We start from the raw sequence: 17,464 nt of genomic DNA, 5'->3' as shown, positions 1-17,464 counted from the left end.
ACCGACACCCGGACAACCACTTGGCCGGGCTGCTACTGGATTCTCACAACGACTGTGTCTGCAGCGCCGACCGCGTCCATCACGGTGACGCGGACGAAGCCCGGGCCCGGCGGCGCGACCAGCCGCTGGCGTCGGCCATCGATCTCGCCGGCCGCGATGCCGTTGACCATTACGGTCATCGGCAGCACACCGCCCGCGACCTTGACGGGCAGCGCCCCGGTCGAAGCCTGGCTGATCGCATCGATCCGCGAGCCGTTCAGCGGAAACTGGATCCGCAGCGCCTGCTCGCTGCCGGTGCGGACGAGATCTCCCGCAGCGCGGAAGCGGCGCAGCGGCAGAGGCAGCTGGGCATTGCTGGCCATCAGCGCGCCGCGCGGCGGCTTCGCTAGCGGCGCTCGCAACTGCCCGGTGCGGGCGAAGGCGTCGAACAGCACCGGCGCGGCGGCGACACGGCCAATCAGGCCCGGCACCGGTGCCCCATCGGGCCGGCCCACCCAGACGCCGATCGTGATCTTGCCGTCGAACCCGACCGACCAGGCGTCGCGGTAGCCGTAAGAGGTTCCGGTCTTGAACGCGATCTGGTTGCGCGCGGCGTTCTCGGGCGGCGGCGTGCCGAGCAGAACGTTGCCGACCTGCCAGGCCGCGACTTTATCCATCAGACGCAGAGTCTCGCGTTCCGCTTTGGAATAGCTGGCGATTTCCCGGAGCGGCACGACCTCGCCGAGGCGCGCGACGCCGCTGTAGAGCTGCACCAGGTCGGCCAGCCGGATGCCGACGCCGCCGAGGCCCATGGCCAGGCCGGGCGCTTCGTCCTTCGGCAACACCAGCCCGGCACCGGCCTGTTTCAGCCGCGACGCCAGCCGGCTCGAGCCGACACGGTCGAGCAGTTCGATCGCCGGCACGTTCAGGGACAATTGCAACGCCTTGCGCACTGTGACGGTGCCCTGGAACGTCATGTCGAAATTCTCAGGCGCGTAGGCGCCGAACCTCACCGGCCGGTCGTCGATCAGGCTTTCCGGATGAACGAAGCCGTCCTCGAAGGCGAGCCCGTAGATGAACGGCTTCAGCGTCGAGCCGGGTGAGCGCACCGCGCGGGTCATGTCGACCTGCCCGGCGCGGCGGTCGTCGAAATAGTCCGCCGAGCCGACATGGGCGAGCACATCGCCGGTCTCGTTGTCCACAGCCAGGATGCCGATCGAGATGTCCGGGCCGAGCGCGAGCGCCCGGTCGCGCGCCAGCGACTCCAGCGCGCGCTGGATGCCGGAGTCGAGCGTCAGCCGGATCAGCGGCGTGTCCTTCACCGCTGAGGTCGCCTGATCGGCGGAATGCGGCGCCAGGATCGGCATCGGCTTGCGCTGGCGATGCACCGGCACCGCCCTCGCCTGCGCGGCATCCTCGGCGCTGACCACGCCGTCCTCGACCATCCGGGCCAGCACGCGGTTGCGCGCCGCCTGCGCGGCTTCGGGATGACGATCGAGCCGACGCGTCTCCGGCGATTGCGGCAGCGCCACCAGCAGCGCGGATTCGGACAGCGACAGCCGCTTCGGCTCCTTGCCGAAATACGCAATCGAGGCCGCGCGAATGCCTTCGAGATTGCCGCCATAGGGCGCGAGCGCCAGATACAGGTCGAGGATCTGCTGCTTGCTGAGCCGGCGTTCCAGTTCGACCGCGCGCACCATCTGGTGCAGCTTCGCGGTCAGCGAGCGCTCGCGCCGCGGCTCCATCAGCCGCGCCAGCTGCATGGTGATGGTCGAGCCGCCCGACACAATGTGCCCGCGGGTGACGAGCTGCAGCGCGGCGCGCCCGACCGCGAGCGGATCGACGCCGTGATGCGACCAGAACCGCTTGTCCTCATAGGCGAGCAGTTGCTGCAGGTAGCGCGGATCGACGCCGGTGGTCGCATCGACCGGCAGCCGCCACCGCCCATCCGCCATCGCATAGGCGCGCAGCAGCTTGCCGTGGCGATCGACCACCGTGACCGACGTCTTCCGCGCCTCGTCGAGCGGCAGCGGCCCGAGCGAAGCGACATAGGCCGCGAGGCCGCCGATCGCAGCAATGATCAGGACGGCCGAAACGATTGCGGTCGTCTTGATCCACCACCACCCTTTCCACCCGTCATTGCGAGGAGCGAAGCGACGAAGCAATCCACGCCGCGCGCGCGGCGCTGGATTGCTTCGCTGCGCTCGCAATGACGGAGGCGGTGTGGTGCCTTCTTGGCTCATTTCGCCGCCCGCACCTCGACGGTTCCGGTGTTGGTGCGGCCGTAGCGGGACGGGTTGTACATGTCCTCGACGACCGCTTGCGGCAGCACATATTTGCCGGGCGAGACCGCGCGGACCACATAGGCGACGGTGAACACCGCCTTGTCTTCGGCCTTGCGGTCGAGCGCGGCGGTGAAGCGGTCATCCCGGAATTCGGTGTTGACCGGCTCTTGGCCGTTCTGGATCCAGTCCAGCGTGCCGGCGTCCCCGGACGACACCAGATGCGGATTGTCGATCTCGAGGCCGGCGGGCAGATAGTCCGCCACCATCACATGCGCGAACTCCGGCTTGGCTTCGGTGATCGTCAGCACCACCGCGAAGCGATCGTTCTGCTTCGCCTTGGTGATGTCGGCCGGCTCGCCGGCGAGCGTGAAGTAAGCACGCTCGATCTTGAAGCCGTTGCTGGCAGCCGGCTCCGGCGTCACCGGCGAACCACTGACCGTCACCACCGCCTGCACCGGCGCATCGCCGGCATTGGCGATCCTGACCGGCTCGGCCCGAACCTCGTCGGCCTTGTAGCTACGATACAGCGCGGTCTTGATCGCACTGCCGTTGAGATCAAGGCTGATCGGCTCCTTGGCGAGCGCCCGTGCCGCCAGCACCAGCCACGCATTCTCTTGCGTCGAGGTGTAGGGCGTCAGGCCGCGCGCAGCTTCGACGCGCTGCACGGCGGTCGTCAGTGTCGCCTTCGGGGCGTTGCCTTCGCTGGCGAGCGACACCAGCGCGGCGGCGTCGCGCAGCGCCGAGCCGTAGTCGACGCGGCCGAACTGGATCACCGGCTTCGGCGCGAGGTCGCCAGCCGCTGCCGCATAGACCCGCTCGGCGCGGGTACGGTCGCCGACCAGCGCCAGCGCCGCCGCGAGCTGCGACTTGGCGATCGGCGTCGCCAGCTTGTCGAGCTTGGTGTCGGCGAGATAGCGCAGGTCGCCGATCGGAGCCGCGCCGTTGCGGGCCAGCACATACAGCCCGTAGGCGAGGTTGCGGCCGCCGTCCTTTTCCGGCTCCTCGGCGTTGACCACCGCGTTGCGGATGCGGTCGAGCGCGCTGCGGAAGGCTACGTCGGGCACGACGAAGTTCTTCTCGCGCGCCCGGGTCAGGAAGTCGGTGACATAGGCGTCGAGCCAGGCGTCGTCGCCGCCGGTCGACCACAGCCCGAAGGAGCCGTTCGAACCCTGACGGGCCAGCAGTCGGTCGATCGACGTCCTGATCCGCTCGTCCGCCGCCGTGTCCATCGCCAGATGCGCGCCGGCGGCGAGATCGTTGACGTAAAGCAGCGGCAGCGCGCGGCTGGCGATCTGCTCGGAGCAGCCGAACGGATAGCGATCGAGCGCCTTGAGGATCGTCGCAGCGTCGAGCGCGGTCGACTGGCTGACCGACAGCGACACGCCACCCGTGCCCGGCACCAGGTCGGAGAACATGTCCGCCGTCAGCGTCAGGCTCTCCTGCTTAGCGAGGGTCCGGATCGAACGCCGCGCCAGCGTCTGGTTGGCCGGCCGGACGTCGAGCGCGTAGTGCCGCGCCAGCGCCAGACCATTCGGACCGCTGATCGCCACGTCGAGCGCCGCGGTGCCGGCGCCTCCGGCATCGATCGCCAGCTGCGCCGAGCCGCGCTGCTTGGCGGCAAGCTTCATCGTGGTCGAAGCCGGCCCCGACAGCTTCACTGGACCGGTCGCGGTCACCTTGATGGTGAAGTCGCCCGGCGCGCCTTCGACATTGTCGAGGTCGAACGCCATGGTGCCGCGATCGCCGTTGCGCAGGAAACGCGGCAGCGTCGTGGTCAGCACCACCGGGTCGCGGACCGTGACGTCGACATTCGCGCGGCCGACCTTGGTGGCGGTCCACGCCACCGCCATCACCCGCGCGGTGCCGGCGAAGTCCGGAATGTCGAAGCTGATCTCGGCACTGCCGTCCGCACCGACGGTGACGATGCCGGAGTACAGCGCCAGAGGCTTCTGCGTGGGCGGGCTGCCCTGCAGCTCGGCGCCGGCGGAGTCGCCGCCCGACCGGATCTGGCCGCGGGTGCCCTGCATGCCGTCGATCAATTGGCCGTAGAGGTCGCGAAGCTCGGAGGTCATGCGGCGCTGGCCGAGATAGTAGTCGTCCGGCGCCGGCGGCTTGTAGCCGGTGAGGTTCAGGATGCCGACGTCGACCGCGGCGACCACGATCTTGGCGTCCTCGCCGGGCGCGAGCCCGCCGAGCTTGACCGGGAGCTTCATCGTGGTCGACGGCCGTACCAGCGCCGGCGGCGACAGCGTCACCGCGAGCGTGCGAGCCTTCTTGTCGATCGACACCCACTGCACGCCGATGGCGCGGCCGGGCATGCGTTGCGCCGCCGTGTCGAGCGGCCGGCGCAGCGTCGTCACCACATAGGCGCCGGTGCCCCAGTCCTTGCCGACCGGCAGCTTGACCTGCGACGAGCCCTGCTTCACCGCCACCGACTGCGTGGTCAGCAGACGATCACCGAGCACGTTGACGGTCAAGAGCCCCGCGGTCCGCGCGTTGACGGTCACCGTCATGGTGTCGCCGGAGGCGTATTCGGGCTTGTCGACCGAGGTCTCCAGCAGGTCCGGCGTGTCGGCCGAACCGTCCGAATACCAGCCGACATCGAACTGCACCGAGGTGATCGGGCCGTCGGCATCAGCGGTCTTGACGTCGAGACGATAGCGGCCGCTCTCGGTCTGGAACGACAGTTGGCCGGGCTTGCCGGGCGCCACCGCCACGTCACCGTCGGCGACGCGCTTGGTCGACTTCACCGGCTCGTAGTCCCAGGACGAGTTCTGCCGGTACCACTGATAATGCGACTCGATCTTGAGCAGTTCGTAGCGCAGGCCGGAGCGCGCCAGCGCGGTGCCGTCCGGGGCCACGAAGGCGACTTCGAACTTGGCGTTGTCGCCCTCGGCGACGTTCTTCTCGGTGAACAGCGGCTTGACGCCGATCATCGGGGAGGACGGCGCGATTGGCAGCACCAGCTTGCGCTCGACCGCACGGCCGCCGGCCTCGCGCATCCGGATGAAGATCTGCGCCTCCTGCGGCCGCGTCGAGGACGGCGGCTTCGGCAGGATCAACGGGAAGGTCGCACTGCCGTTGTCGTCGGCTTCCGGCAGGTTCTCGAGCGGCGTGCGCTCGTTGCTGGTGGTCTCCTCGTCGGCGACGCCGAACTGATAGCCGGCATAGCCCGGGCGGCCATCGGCCGGCGCGACCAGCAGGTCGCCTTCCAGCGCGAGGCCGGAGGCCGGCGCGCCGTACAGGAAGCGGCCGTCGACCTTAAGTTCCACAGGAGCATCAGCTTTGATCTGCTTGTCCTTGGTGGAGATATCGAATTCGATCCGGTCGGGGACGTAGTCCTCGACCATGAAGGTGGTGTCGCCGATGCTGGCGCCCTTCGGATCGGTGAAGGCGCGGACCCGCCAGGTGCCGGTCGGCACCGCCGAGTTCAGCGCCACGTCGAGGCTGCGGCCGCCGCTGCCCTGGTCGGACAGCACGGCGCGGCGGTATTCGACACCGTCCGGCCGCTCGACCACCAGCGTCATCGGTCCGCCGACCAGTGCATTGCCCTGGCCATCGCGCAGCAGCGCGGTGAGATGCACGGTCTCGCCGGAGCGATAGACGCCGCGCTCGGCATAAACGAAGGCGTCGGCCCCGGCCGGCACCGCGCGGCCGGAGACGCCGCGGTCGGACAGATCGAACGCGCTCGTTTTCAGGCTGAGGAAGGCGTAGTCGGCCTTCTCGCCGGTCACCGTCAGCAGCGCCGGCGACATGCCGCCCTCGCCGCGCGCCAGCCCGGCCTCGAACAGCACATGGCCGCTGTCGTCGGTTTTGCGGGTGGCGAGGATTTCGTTGTTGCGGGCGATCAGCCGGACCTCGGCCTTGCCGACCGGATCGGTCGAGGCCAGCGAATTGACGAAGACGTGGATGCCGTCATTGCCGGAGAACGCGGTGACGCCGAGATCGGAGACGATAAACCACTGCGTTGCGAGCTGGCCGTCGTCGTCCGAATTGGCGACCGGCCCCTTCGGCGCCGCCGTCATCACATAGACGCCGGGCTGCAGATCGCCGAGCACCTGGTCGACCGCGAAGGCCGTCGTCACGTCGGCATTGAGCGCCGCCGGCGCGGTGTCGAGCTCGCCCGACCACACCTTGGCGCCGCGCTGGCTGCCGAGATCGTCGAGCTGGTAGCGGCTCAGCGTACGCTGGAAGTCGCTGTCGACCACGGTGTTGATCAGGTTGCGGTCGCCGATCCGGAACACCTGCACGGCGACCGTCGGGGTGTTGACGCTGACCAGCGGGATGCCGCGCTGGCCGGTGCGCGGCAGCACATAGGCGCGGCCGGTGAAGCGCACTAGCGGCTTGCGGTCGCGGACGTAGATGTTGAACTCGGCCGATTTCGGCAGCGTCTCCTTGACGGTCGACGGCAGGCCGGCGCGCAGATTGATGTTGTAGCGCTCGCCGTGCTTGAGCCCCTCGACGCAGAGCTGCTTGTCTTCCGAGGTCAGCGCCGGCTTGTCGGTGCCGGCCAGCGCCAGATACGGCGCGAAGTCGGTGCGCTTGGCGAGGTCTTCGGAAAACTGGAAGCAGGCCCGCGGCGACGCCGAGTCAGAATCCACGGTGTAGTCGAGCAGACGGAAGCCGTGATCATCGCGCAGCTTCTCGTAGCGGCCGCGGACGTCCGCGACCTCGCGCAGGTCGAGCGACAGCCGCAGCGTATCGAGCGCCGGACGCCACAGCCGGCGGTCCGCCAGCGAACGGCCGAGCACCGCGAGCGCGTCGGCCTCCTCGCCGGCATTGCCGGCGCGCTGATAGGCGATGTAGGCGGCGGTCGAGGCCCGCTCGAGCAGGAACGTCTGTTCGGAACTGGTTGGTGCCTTGATCTGGAACACGGCCTTGGCGAGCCGCAGCCAGTTGCTGCCGTCGGCCGGATCGACCGCCGCGATCTGGCCCATGATCTGCAGCCCGCTGCGGTAATCCCCGCGCCGCAACGCGGCATCGGCATCGGCCCTCAGGCTCGCCGCCGGCCTGGCGACCGCCCCCGCCTCGCTCTTGATCTGGGCTTCCAGCTTGATCGCCGAATCCGCCAGGTCGTCCCGCTTGAAAGCCTTGTCGGCGGCGAAGGCGGAGGCGCTGCCGAGCGCCAGCGCCGTGCACAGCGCAATGGTGCGAACCCAACCGATCATGTCGAACTCCCCTGCCGCGGACGTGCGCCGCGTTCCGAGACGAAAGCAAATGCCTGTAAAATGACGCCCTGATGGCGCGGCCCACGGCGCGCCCGGCGTGCCGGTCTGCGCGCGCGGCCGTGACACTCAGACGTCGGTCGCCAATCCATCAGATTCGCATCTTCGCGTGCCGCGGCGCCGAACACAACGCACCGCCCCGGTTGGACGCGGCAGCGCGGCAAATGGTTCGGGGATGGGTCCGGGATTTCGGAGACGGCGATGGAAACGGCAATGGGAGATGTTGTCTCAGGGGCGGATTTTTTGTATCCGCGGTGCTAGAAAGCCCCCAACGGTCCCATAGCTCAACTGGATAGAGTAGCGGATTTCTACTCCGCGGGTTGCAGGTTCGAATCCTGCTGGGATCGCCAGTATCCGTGCTCATGCTCCTGTTGCACGAATTCATAATTACCATTTTTTCTCAAGTTCAGTCCTCCTCGGTTGATCAGGCTCGATCGATGCCGAAGATAATCCTCCGCTGCTTGCTGAATCATTTTAAACGAGAAGCCGCCCGAGTTGCCGGATAGGCGCTTTGCGAACGCGATGGCGAGCAGACCGCGATGGCCCCTCTCCTAACACGGCCATTCTCCTGACAAGTCACGCAGGCGCCTGGCCCAATTGATCACGGGGGCGCCCACCGAGATACCGCTGAATCCGCAGCAAAATACGCCATACCAACTGAACCGCCGATCGCAGTACTTTCACCGCACTTCACAAATCTAAGAGTATAAGCATAATCACAACTTAAAGTTCAAGGACACGCAGCTGAGTCTTGCGCTGCTTAGTCCCTTCGTAGATTGATTTCCACTCACACGAAGGAAAACACATTTGCTACACTCTACTACTAATTGGAAAGGTGCAGATAAAAGATGAGCAAGAACAAATTCCCGCAGCAGCGCGGTGCTATTTTTGTATCGCCTGGCAGTATTATGCACGACTTCACCATCATAAATAGCACATCGATCGGCGGACCAATGTTAGTCGCCGAGGGCGCCACGATTACCGGCTTAACGATGTCGTTCAATAAGGTCTATGGTGCGGAAAATGCCATTCGCCTAGGAGACGTATTTGGCGCAAAGATCGAGGGCCTTTTTCATGACACCCGACTACCGACGGGGCTAGTCAAAGAAATCGTCGAAGCGGGCTCCGCTGATGACACGAAAGCCGGCTTTCGCGCACGCCTAAAATCGATGATTGCAGAACCGGCGCAATTGGCGGCGTCGTACGAACTGGCGGAGAAGATTTGGCAAGCAGGTAAGCCTCTGATCGGACTTTGATTGCGGTAATGACATGCGACCCCAGCCCAACATTATCAACGAACCTTAGAATAGCTTTAGAAGTTGACGTGCCTTCGCTTTATCGAAGCCACAACTGACGCACTCGTACAGTTTCTTGATGACCGTGGCGCAGCGATCTATTCTCAGCTGATCAATTTTCACCGTCTGGTTCGGACGTGCCAGACTGATGTCCAAGTGCTTCCACTTGCCCTAATGATGTCGTCTTGGACCCATAGTCGCCATATCTAATACTGCACCGGGCTAGGGGTACGCGACCTGTTGCCGGTTAGGTGGAATGCCCTAGGGCAGGACCTCGTATCGATCCAGTTGAGGCACTCCTCTCCGCGTGTCGCTGACTCACTGCCTGGGGAGCCCTCACCCCAGCCCTCTCCCGCAAGCGGGAGAGGGAGCGCGCTGCGATCCGGTGTTGGCTTCTCGCTAGTCGCATCTATTTTTGTCTTCGTGCTTTCGGGACGGTTTCACACCGCGGCTAAACTCGGAGTTCCGCCCCCCCGCAACAACCGTCCGGTGCTAGACGCCTGTGCGGAAGAGACGCATAAGGATACCTTTCCGCGTCACGGAAGCTGCCAGTGAGCCGATCGCCACACGCGTGAGATGGTCGGCGCCGACGCTCCGCAAGCTCAGGGCCTCCTCATGTCGCAAAGCGAAACGCCGTCTCACCCGCACCCGATCGAGCTCGCGGATGCAAAGCGGCGCATCAAGGCTATCTTTATTGGATCCGTCGGCAATCTGGTCGAATGGTACGACTTCTACGCCTACACGGCCTTCGCGCTGTACTTTGCGCCGCAATTCTTCCCTTCGGCTGACCCGGTTGTGCAGCAGCTCAACGCGGCGACGCTGTTCGCCGCCGGGTTCATCGTGCGGCCGATCGGCGGCTGGCTGTTCGGGCATCTGGCCGATCGCTACGGGCGGCGGCTGTCGCTGACGCTGTCCGTGCTGATGATGTGCTTCGGCTCGCTGATCATCGCCTTTACGCCGACCTACGCCTCGATCGGTTTCGCCGCGCCCGCGCTGCTGGCGCTGGCCCGCATCATCGAGGGCCTGAGCCTCGGCGGCGAGTACGGCGCCAGCGCGACCTATCTCACCGAGATCGCCCACCCGGAGCATCGCGGCTTCTATTCGAGCTTTCAATACGTCACGCTGATCGGCGGGCAGCTCACGGCCATCCTCGTGCTCCTGCTGCTGCAAAACGTCTTCCTGACGCACGAGCAGTTGCTCGACTGGGGCTGGCGCATTCCGTTCGTGATCGGCGCCCTGCTGGCGGTGATCGCGCTGTTCATGCGCCGCCACATGGAGGAAACCGAGTCGTTCCAGCAGGCGAAGGGCGCCGGCAAGATCAAGCGCGAAAGCTCGCTGCGCGGGCTGGTGCGCTATCCGCGCGAGGTCGCGATCGTGGTCGGCCTGACGGCCGGCGGCACCGCGGCGTTCTACACCTTCACGACCTATATGCAGACCTTTGTCCGGCAGACCGTCGGCCTGTCCGACATCACTACGACCTACGTGATCGCCGGCTCGCTGATCTTCGCCTCGATCCTGCAGCCGATCTACGGGGCGATTTCGGACCGGATCGGTCGCAAGCCGGTGCTGATGTTCTTCGGCATCGCGGGCGCGCTGCTGACGGTGCCGATCCTGACGCTGCTGGCCGGCACCAAATCGCCCTGGATCGCCTTCCTGCTGATCTGCGGCGCATGGCTGTTCACCGCCGGCTACACCTCGATCAACGCGGTGGTGAAGGCCGAACTGTTCCCGACCGCGATCCGGGCGACCGGCGTTGCCGTCCCCTACGCGCTCACGGTGTCGATCTTCGGCGGGACAGCGCCGGCGATCGCGCTGTATTTCAAGCAGCAGGGCCACGAACAGTGGTTCTACTACTACCTTGCGGGCATGATCTTCATCTCGCTGCTGGTCTACACCACAATGCGCGACACCAAGCACCGCTCGGCGATCGACCGGCACGAGTGAGAAAACCGCGCGTCAGGGCGTCAGTCGAGCAACCATCGCAGCGAGCGCCGCAATCGTTCGGTGCCGCCCGAGTCGTACCAGCGGCCGTGGGCGAAGATGACGCGTTCGGGGGACCATGCCAGCATGTGCTGCGCGGCGGCTTTGACGGCGGCGCGACGGCGGTTCATGGCGAAGCGGTAGTGCGCCGGGGCCATACCGTCGGGTGCCGTGGCGCCGGCTAGCCTGGCGAGCGGGCGTGCCACCGGGCCGAGCTTGTCCGGCTCGAGGTTCTCGACGAAATCGGTCAGGATCAGCGTCCTGCTGGCGCGGTAAAAGAACGCGACCTCGGTGACGCCGAAGCCGCCGGCGATCAGCAGCTGGTCGAGCTGATCGGCCCATGCGGCGGGCGGCGATGCGCCGAGGTCGTGATCCAGCACCACGCCGGACTTGATGACCGGGGCGCGGCTGCGCAGGCCCGGAGCGGCCCATGTGGTGGCTTGCGGATAGTGGTCTTTCCAGTCCTTGACGAACTGCCAATGCGCGATGTTCGGCGCGACCAGATGCGCGATCGGGCCGAGACGTTCGAGCTCGATCCGCAGCCGATCGGAATAGCCTGTCGGCGAGTGCAGCCAGATCTCACCCGACCGCAGCCGGACCACGGTCATCCGCACCGGCACACTCAGACCCATGGCGCTGAGCGGCCCGCTGTCCACGATCCACACCCCGTCCGCCACGGATTTAAGGGTGTCGGTCGGAACGTAAGCGACATTGTCAGTCGAGGTCATCGCAAACTCATCCTGAAAGATCGTGATCAGCGTCGATCACCGCTGCATGGCGGCAAAGGGTCAAAGCCGACAAACTCTCGATCGTTCCTAATAGGGCAGACGCCACTCAGCGTGATCATGGTTTCTGGATTAGCCGGCGAGCAGCACGACGATCGACGTCGTCCGAAACACGTCGCTCGGAACGGGCTGGCGGAGTTGCTCTGCCTCAAAGACAGACTCCAGATTCATAAGGAACACTGCCGCCGCGCTGTGCTGATGGTCCAGCAGTCTGCTCCACTGTCAATCGCGTAGCTGATCAAGACACTGATCGCAGGTCTGGAGCGGAGTCCATCGGCGAACACTGCGAATGCAAATCGTCTGGCGCTTTGCCTGTGTGACCAGACTCAGACCGATGGACAGACATGTGAGCGACGCCGAAGACAACGCCCAGTTTCGCACCGCATTCTACTGGCTCGGTCTCGCTGCGATGGTGGTTGCGATCGTGATGCAGTTCGGATGGCTCGGCGTTCTGTTCTGCGTCGGCCTCATCCTGTTTGCCGCGGGCGCCAGCTGAGATAGCTGCATGGCCTTTCTCAGTGAAACAATGATGCACGTATTGTATTGCGATCGCACCGCGTCCGTTGTCGCTGGACGAGGTCAAATGCGTTCGCCGCTGATCAGAGCGACTCAGCAAGCGGTAATGACCTCGGCTCGCGACGCATATCGCGTGTCTTGCTGACCGTCCGGCCAACGACGGCGGCGTTTGGCCGCATGTTAGGATTGCGCCAGCGTGCCGGCCAATGGGCGACCAGTCCCGCGAAATACGCAGTCACGATCCCGGCGGTGATCGTCGCCGCACTCGCGTTGCTCGCAGTCCGAACGCCCGACGCTTTTCTCAACCCTCAATTCTGGGCAGAAGACGGCGTGATCTTCTGGCAGCAGATGGCGGATCACGGCGGCTGGGCCGCTGTCCAGATGCCATATGCGGGATACCTTCACGCCGCCCCGCGGCTGACCGCGCTTGTGGCGTCGTTGTTCGACCCTGCCTACGCGCCAAGGCTATACGCTTCCGCGGCGATCCTGCTCACGCTGTGGTCAGCCGCCACCGCTGCGACATGCGTTGAAGATCAGAGGCTCGGCTTCCTTCTCGGCGTCGGGCTGTTGCTGCCTCCCATGGCGGACGGTGAGATCTTCGGCAACATCACCAACATTCAGTGGCTGCTCGCACCAACCCTGGCGCTCTTGCTGGCGGCGCCGCCGTCGATAAACCGTGCTGCGTTCGCCGTTGTCGCCGGGCTCTCCGGACCGTTCAGCATCTTGATCGCACCGATCGCCGCCGTTCGCGCTGTCATCAAGCGCGACGTCGTCGCGGCGCTGATCGTCGTTACGGCATGCGTTCAGACATACATCCTGCTCACCTCGACGGCCGCGCCGATCATCGACGGACAACCCGATCTGCCGCACCTGCTGAACGTGGCTGTCTCCAGATCGTTCTCATCGCGGAAGTTGAGCATTCTGCTCGGAGTCGTCGTCATCGCCTATGCGCTGTGCTGGTCGAACTACCGCTGGCTACGCATATGCGTGCTGTTCCTTGCAGCGGGTGTGCTCGCGGGCATGATCCAGCGGTACTACCACGTACCGCACGGCCTCGACCTTGAAAGCAACGGGCCGCGCTACTTTTACGTCCCGCGCGTCGCCTTGCTCTGGTGCGCTGCGACGCTATTCTTCAAGGGCGACACCAAGGCGGCGGTCGTAGCGGCAGCTTTTCTCGCAGCACCATCCTACGAGACCGCGGGAGAGTTCATCAAGCCGATACAGCCCGAGATGAATTGGGCCGCCAAGATTCGATCTGGTGAAGAACGGATCACGGTTCTGCCCGATGGCGGATGGGTCGTGATCGTCCCGCCGCGTTTCAGACCCTGAAGAAGTTGCGTGCTGCTGCAGTTAGCCGCGCCGCCCCCTGACGCGCGATCGTCCCCGGCCAGGAACCACGCTGCTTCATCCGGGTTCCTGCTGAGGAACAGGAGAGCCCAGCATGTCGATCGATGACTTCCAGAACACATCCCCGGAGTTTTTGCCGGAGGAGTTTTTCAACGGCCGTTTGGAAGGCTGGGGCGTGGTCGAAAGCCTGATCGGCGGCTTGCAGAAGCGCAGCACGATCCAGGCCGAAGGCAAATGGGACGCGCAGACGCAAACGGTGCACTTCACGGAGACCTATCGGTTCGACGACGGACACGTCGACACGTTGCAGTGGACCATCCGCAAGCTCGGGCCGGGAAAATACAGCGGCGCCGAGCCAGGGCTCGACGGCGAAGCCGCCGGCGAACAGGCCGGCTGCGCCTTCCATTGGCAGTACACGCGCGAAACGCCACAGCCCGATGGCTCCACCACCAAGCTGAATTTCGACGACTGGTTCTACCGGATCGACGCGACAGGCTGCATGGTCCGCGGCAGCGCCGGCCGCGCCGGCCTGCCGTTCGCCACCGCCCACGTCACCTATCGCAAGCTGACCTGAGCGGACATGCGTTGCTAAGCGCTATGGCGCACCGAAGGCGCCCGCCCCCTGCCCGTCACCGCTCGCCGCCTGCAGATGCGGCGCCAGGATTTCTTTCACCACACGTCGCTTATCGCGCATGATCTCGGGCTCACCCATCTGGCCGACTTCGTGCAGCCAGCTGCCGCACCATTGCAGTGGGCCGTCATAGGTGGCGAGACCGTCGCGGTACGGCACGAAGCGAGACGGCGGCTTCTCAAGGAGATCGAGCGCGTAGTTGCTGTACACCGGCCCCCAATTGGCGCCGCCGGTGTCGAGTCCGATGAACCAGTCCTGACCGAAATCGAGATCGAGCTCGCAGACCGCGGCGAACCGCATCATCGTGTAGCCGGCCCATAAAAACCATCGGCCGTTGTCCGGTTCGGCATAGCGGACGTAGCCATAGATCTCCTGGCGCTGCAGCGGCGCGAAGGGATCTTCTGGCGCGGTTGGAAACAGGTCGTGATCGAGCAGCCCGAACGCCAGCGGCGCGCCGGGCCGGATGATGCTGGCCCAGATCCAGTTGAGCGCGATGCCGTGCGACCGGCTGCTCTTCTGCCACGGGTTCGGGGGCGCCCGCAGATACGGCACGCCGTGCGAGGCGGCGACGCGCGCGATCGCCTGCGCCGCCTCGTCCTCCGGCGAATTGTCGACGACGATGTAGGGATAGTCCGGAAAGAAATGCCGCAGCAGCGTCGCCTGCAGGTCGATCGCCTCCGGGTCCATGTAGGCGACGGTGATCAGCACGTTCTTGCCGCGGATCGCCCGTGCCGCCGCGGCCGGATCACCGACCTGCGCCGGCACGCTGCGATAGCGGCGGTCGATCCGCCGATAGCGCGCCGTCTTCAGCGCATGCGACAGCGGACGCAGTCGGCGCCAATCCGCCCAGGTGTATTCGCTCAGCGGTTTCGGCATGTCCGTCTGCTGTTCTTGTGATGGTTAGTTCGCCGCGCCGCGCCGCGGACGCTCGATCAGTTCGGCGGCGCGGTCGAGCCCGTCATACAGGCGCTCGGCGGCGCCGTAGGCGATGCCGTTGCGGCTCCAGCGGTTGCGCTTGCCTGCAGAGGTCGCGGCGCCGAGCGCGGCAGTCAGCGCCTCCTGCTCGAACGGGCTCGCGATCACGACGCCGGCGTCGGCCTTCACCACATGCGGCGCGTAACCGCATTCGGCCGTGGTGATCACCGGCAGGCCGTTGACCAGGCTTTCAACGATCACAGTGCCGGTGGTGTCGTAGCGCGCCGGATGCACCAGCAGGTCCGCCGCCGCCATCAGCTCGGGAATGTCAGCGCGGAAGCCGAGCATCTCCACGCGGTCGGCAACGCCGATGCCGCGCGCCCAGCCGCGCACCTGTCCGGCCTGCTTGCTGTTGGGCGGGATGCCGGCGATCGCCAGCCGCGCCTGCGGGATGCCCTTCATCGCCACCAGCGCACGGTCGATCCCCTTGACGCTGGGCTGGTTGGCGATCGCCAGCCACAGCAGATCCTGTTCGGCCATCCCGAGACTTTCGCGCAGCCGCTCGCGGGTGCCGTCAGTGCGAAACTCCGGATGCCGCCGCGCCTTGTCGATGGTCGGCGGCAGCACCTCGATTCGCTTCGGCTCGGTCGACCACGCGGTGCGGAAGTCGCGAGCCTGATTGGCGCTGAGCAACACGCAGGTCGTCTTCTGCCCCGGCTTGAAGCTTGCCGCCTCGAGCTGCATCTTCGTGCGCCGGCGCGATCCCCATTTCGCCAGCAAGCCGACACGGCGCGCCGCGAGGCACGGATCGGCGCAATAGATCACGTCGAGGTCGAGTAACTTGCCGAAGCCGACCAGGCGGTTGAACTCGCCGGCACAGCGCTTGGCGACCGCCTCGGCAAATTTCAGGTCGCGCTTGTGATTGCTGACCGCCCAATTCGGCAGCAGTTCGACCTTGAGGTCGGACGGGAGTTCGCCCTTCCGTCGTTCGGCAAAGATCGTCACGTCGTGGCCGCGCGCCGTCAGTCTGGCCGCCAGGGCCATGCAGTCGCGCTGCAGCCCTCCGGCCGAGAACAACGTCACGATGGCGAAGGCGATCTTCATGAATTCACTCTCGGAACCGCCGCGGCGGCAACGCCGCCACCCTTGCTCAGAACTGCCGGCTCCGCAACAAATAGGCCGGGATCGCCAGCCCTGCGCCGATCGCGCCGACGATCGACACCACGCGGATGAAGGCCTGCGCCGACGCGACCAGTTGGCCCATCGATTGGCCCGACGTATCGGCCGCGACCGACATATAGCCGAGCATCGCCTGGCCGAAGAACGCGCCCGGCACCATCGGGATGCAACCGGCCAGGGCGATCGCGTTGCAGGCCGGACCGAGCCAGCGCCGCGACAGGATCGCCACGCAGGAGGTGCCGGTCGCGGCGAGAAACGTCGCGGCCTCGAGGCTGACGCCGGATTTCTGGGAGACGGTGCGGATGCCGAGCGCGAGCGCGCCCGCGACCGTGCACCAAATCAGCGCCCGGCCGCCGAAGTTGAACAGCACGCCGAAGCCGGCGGCCGCGACTGCGCCGAACAGCGCCTGATGCGCGAGATAAGGCAGCGCGGCGAGAAGATCCTGCGTCACATTCTGATCCTCAGCACGAACTCGGCGAGCCACAGCCCGGTCACCGCGAACACCATGATCATGATCACCCACACCGCGCGCGCGCTGCCCATCGTCGGATAGCCGTCCAGCACGTCGGTCTGCGCGTTGGTCGAGGGCACGCCCGGTACCAGCAGCAGGATCGAGGCCATCATCGCCAGCTGCACCGTGCCGCTTCCCGCCAGCCGCGCGCCGAGGCCGCCGAGCGTCGCGGCGACGCAGCCGATGATCGCCGCGATCACGAATACATTGATGCGGCGGCCGAGCAGCCAGTGCCGCAGCGCCTGGCCGAGGCTCGCCGCCGCCAGCATCGGCCCGAACGACAGCCAATCGGCGCCGAGCAGCCGGCCGAACGCCGCACAGGCCGCACCGGTCGCGACCGCCACCAGCCACCACGGATGCTTCGGCGTATCGCGCAGCAAGCGGTCGAGATCGGCTTCGATCTCGTCCGGTGTCATCCCGCCGGTGGCGGCGCGCACCGCCAGATCGCGCACCGCGAAATCGAGCCGATGGTTCACGCCGTGGGGGCCGATCTGCATCATGCGGGTAATGGTGGCGCGGCCACGCTCCAGCGTGATCTCGAACGAGGCGTAGCCCGAACGCATCCCCATCACCTCGACGCCGAGGCCGTTGGCGATCATCCGCGCGCCCTCATGCGCCACGCGCACTGACGCCCCGCTCTGGGCCAAAATCGCACCGATGCGCAAAGTCACATGTGCGATGCGATCGAGTGCGAGATGCGGGTGGATCGGATCGATCGCAGAGGTATCAGGCTGACTATTCATGATGCGACGTCTGACTCATCCGCATTCAACACGAACTGATCGCACAGCGCCATGACGCCAGCTGGCCCAGCGC

At 66.0% G+C, this 17,464-nt stretch carries 12 protein-coding genes and 1 tRNA gene; 6 read left to right on the top strand and 7 right to left on the bottom strand.

All coding sequences use genetic code 11. The annotated features are described in order from the left end of the window. Window positions 1-32 precede the first annotated feature (32 nt). Window positions 33-2,222: a penicillin-binding protein 1C gene (gene pbpC, locus LPW26_RS03215; protein ID WP_406676899.1), complete on the bottom strand. Its 2,190-nt coding sequence runs from the start codon at window positions 2,220-2,222 to the stop codon at window positions 33-35. Beyond that, window positions 2,219-7,432: an alpha-2-macroglobulin family protein gene (locus LPW26_RS03210; protein WP_238732827.1), complete on the bottom strand. Its 5,214-nt coding sequence runs from the start codon at window positions 7,430-7,432 to the stop codon at window positions 2,219-2,221. Before LPW26_RS03210 ends, pbpC begins: the two co-directional genes overlap by 4 nt. Window positions 7,433-7,762: 330 nt before the next feature. On the opposite strand from LPW26_RS03210, the gene LPW26_RS03205 reads away from it, so the two are divergent. The 3 genes from LPW26_RS03205 to LPW26_RS03195 all read left to right on the top strand — a co-directional run bounded on the left by LPW26_RS03205 (window position 7,763) and on the right by LPW26_RS03195 (window position 10,728). Then, a tRNA-Arg gene (locus tag LPW26_RS03205) sits at window positions 7,763-7,839 on the top strand. A gap of 498 nt (window positions 7,840-8,337) precedes the next feature. Next, window positions 8,338-8,745: a hypothetical protein gene (locus tag LPW26_RS03200; RefSeq protein ID WP_238732826.1), complete on the top strand. Its 408-nt coding sequence runs from the start codon at window positions 8,338-8,340 to the stop codon at window positions 8,743-8,745. Between the two features lie 654 nt (window positions 8,746-9,399). Further along, the gene (locus LPW26_RS03195; RefSeq protein ID WP_238732825.1) at window positions 9,400-10,728 is read left to right on the top strand and encodes an MFS transporter; all 1,329 of its coding nucleotides are present in this window, start codon (window positions 9,400-9,402) and stop codon (window positions 10,726-10,728) included. Between the two features lie 20 nt (window positions 10,729-10,748). Here the strand turns inward: LPW26_RS03195 and LPW26_RS03190 are convergent, their stop codons facing one another. Further along, window positions 10,749-11,492 carry a DUF4336 domain-containing protein gene (locus tag LPW26_RS03190; protein WP_238732824.1) on the bottom strand — a complete coding sequence of 248 codons (744 nt, stop codon included), beginning with the start codon at window positions 11,490-11,492 and terminating at the stop codon, window positions 10,749-10,751. Window positions 11,493-11,895: 403 nt separating this feature from the next. Between LPW26_RS03190 and LPW26_RS03185 the strand changes: the two genes are divergently transcribed. From LPW26_RS03185 to LPW26_RS03175, 3 genes are all read left to right on the top strand, one after another. Next, a complete protein-coding gene (locus tag LPW26_RS03185; RefSeq protein WP_238732823.1) occupies window positions 11,896-12,045 on the top strand; it encodes a hypothetical protein in 150 nt (49 codons plus the stop codon). 158 nt (window positions 12,046-12,203) lie between these two features. After that, window positions 12,204-13,394, top strand: a complete 1,191-nt coding sequence (locus LPW26_RS03180) for a hypothetical protein (protein WP_238732822.1) — start codon at window positions 12,204-12,206, stop codon at window positions 13,392-13,394. A gap of 112 nt (window positions 13,395-13,506) precedes the next feature. Continuing rightward, window positions 13,507-13,986, top strand: a complete 480-nt coding sequence (locus tag LPW26_RS03175; RefSeq protein WP_238732821.1) for a DUF3833 family protein — start codon at window positions 13,507-13,509, stop codon at window positions 13,984-13,986. Between the two features lie 21 nt (window positions 13,987-14,007). Here LPW26_RS03175 and LPW26_RS03170 read toward each other — a convergent pair whose 3' ends face one another. Genes LPW26_RS03170 through LPW26_RS03155 form a run of 4 tightly spaced genes read right to left on the bottom strand, consistent with a single transcriptional unit; the run spans window position 14,008 to window position 17,391 of the window. Beyond that, window positions 14,008-14,919, bottom strand: coding sequence for a hypothetical protein (locus tag LPW26_RS03170; protein WP_238732820.1), 912 nt, complete (start codon window positions 14,917-14,919; stop codon window positions 14,008-14,010). 24 nt (window positions 14,920-14,943) lie between these two features. Then, window positions 14,944-16,062, bottom strand: a complete 1,119-nt coding sequence (locus LPW26_RS03165) for a glycosyltransferase family 4 protein (protein ID WP_238732819.1) — start codon at window positions 16,060-16,062, stop codon at window positions 14,944-14,946. Window positions 16,063-16,108: 46 nt separating this feature from the next. Continuing rightward, window positions 16,109-16,588 carry a threonine/serine exporter family protein gene (locus LPW26_RS03160; RefSeq protein WP_238732818.1) on the bottom strand — a complete coding sequence of 160 codons (480 nt, stop codon included), beginning with the start codon at window positions 16,586-16,588 and terminating at the stop codon, window positions 16,109-16,111. Further along, entirely contained in the window at window positions 16,585-17,391 is an 807-nt protein-coding gene (locus LPW26_RS03155) for a threonine/serine exporter family protein (protein ID WP_238732817.1), read from the bottom strand. Before LPW26_RS03155 ends, LPW26_RS03160 begins: the two co-directional genes overlap by 4 nt. Window positions 17,392-17,464: the final 73 nt, after the last annotated feature.

Origin of the sequence: Rhodopseudomonas infernalis, assembly GCF_022271405.1 — a bacterium.
Classification (GTDB): domain Bacteria; phylum Pseudomonadota; class Alphaproteobacteria; order Rhizobiales; family Xanthobacteraceae; genus Rhodopseudomonas; species Rhodopseudomonas infernalis.
This window is presented reverse-complemented; position numbering and strand designations above follow the sequence as displayed.

Bases quoted from the DNA above. Each gene is read 5' to 3' on its own strand.
- LPW26_RS03165 (WP_238732819.1), bottom strand. From the start codon at position 16,062: ATGAAGATCGCCTTCGCCATCGTGACGTTGTTCTCGGCCGGAGGGCTG.
- LPW26_RS03170 (WP_238732820.1), bottom strand. From the start codon at position 14,919: ATGCCGAAACCGCTGAGCGAATACACCTGGGCGGATTGGCGCCGACTG.
- LPW26_RS03210 (WP_238732827.1), bottom strand. From the start codon at position 7,432: ATGATCGGTTGGGTTCGCACCATTGCGCTGTGCACGGCGCTGGCGCTC.
- pbpC (WP_406676899.1), bottom strand. From the start codon at position 2,222: ATGAGCCAAGAAGGCACCACACCGCCTCCGTCATTGCGAGCGCAGCGA.
- LPW26_RS03190 (WP_238732824.1), bottom strand. From the start codon at position 11,492: ATGACCTCGACTGACAATGTCGCTTACGTTCCGACCGACACCCTTAAA.
- LPW26_RS03155 (WP_238732817.1), bottom strand. From the start codon at position 17,391: ATGAATAGTCAGCCTGATACCTCTGCGATCGATCCGATCCACCCGCAT.
- LPW26_RS03200 (WP_238732826.1), top strand. From the start codon at position 8,338: ATGAGCAAGAACAAATTCCCGCAGCAGCGCGGTGCTATTTTTGTATCG.
- LPW26_RS03175 (WP_238732821.1), top strand. From the start codon at position 13,507: ATGTCGATCGATGACTTCCAGAACACATCCCCGGAGTTTTTGCCGGAG.
- LPW26_RS03195 (WP_238732825.1), top strand. From the start codon at position 9,400: ATGTCGCAAAGCGAAACGCCGTCTCACCCGCACCCGATCGAGCTCGCG.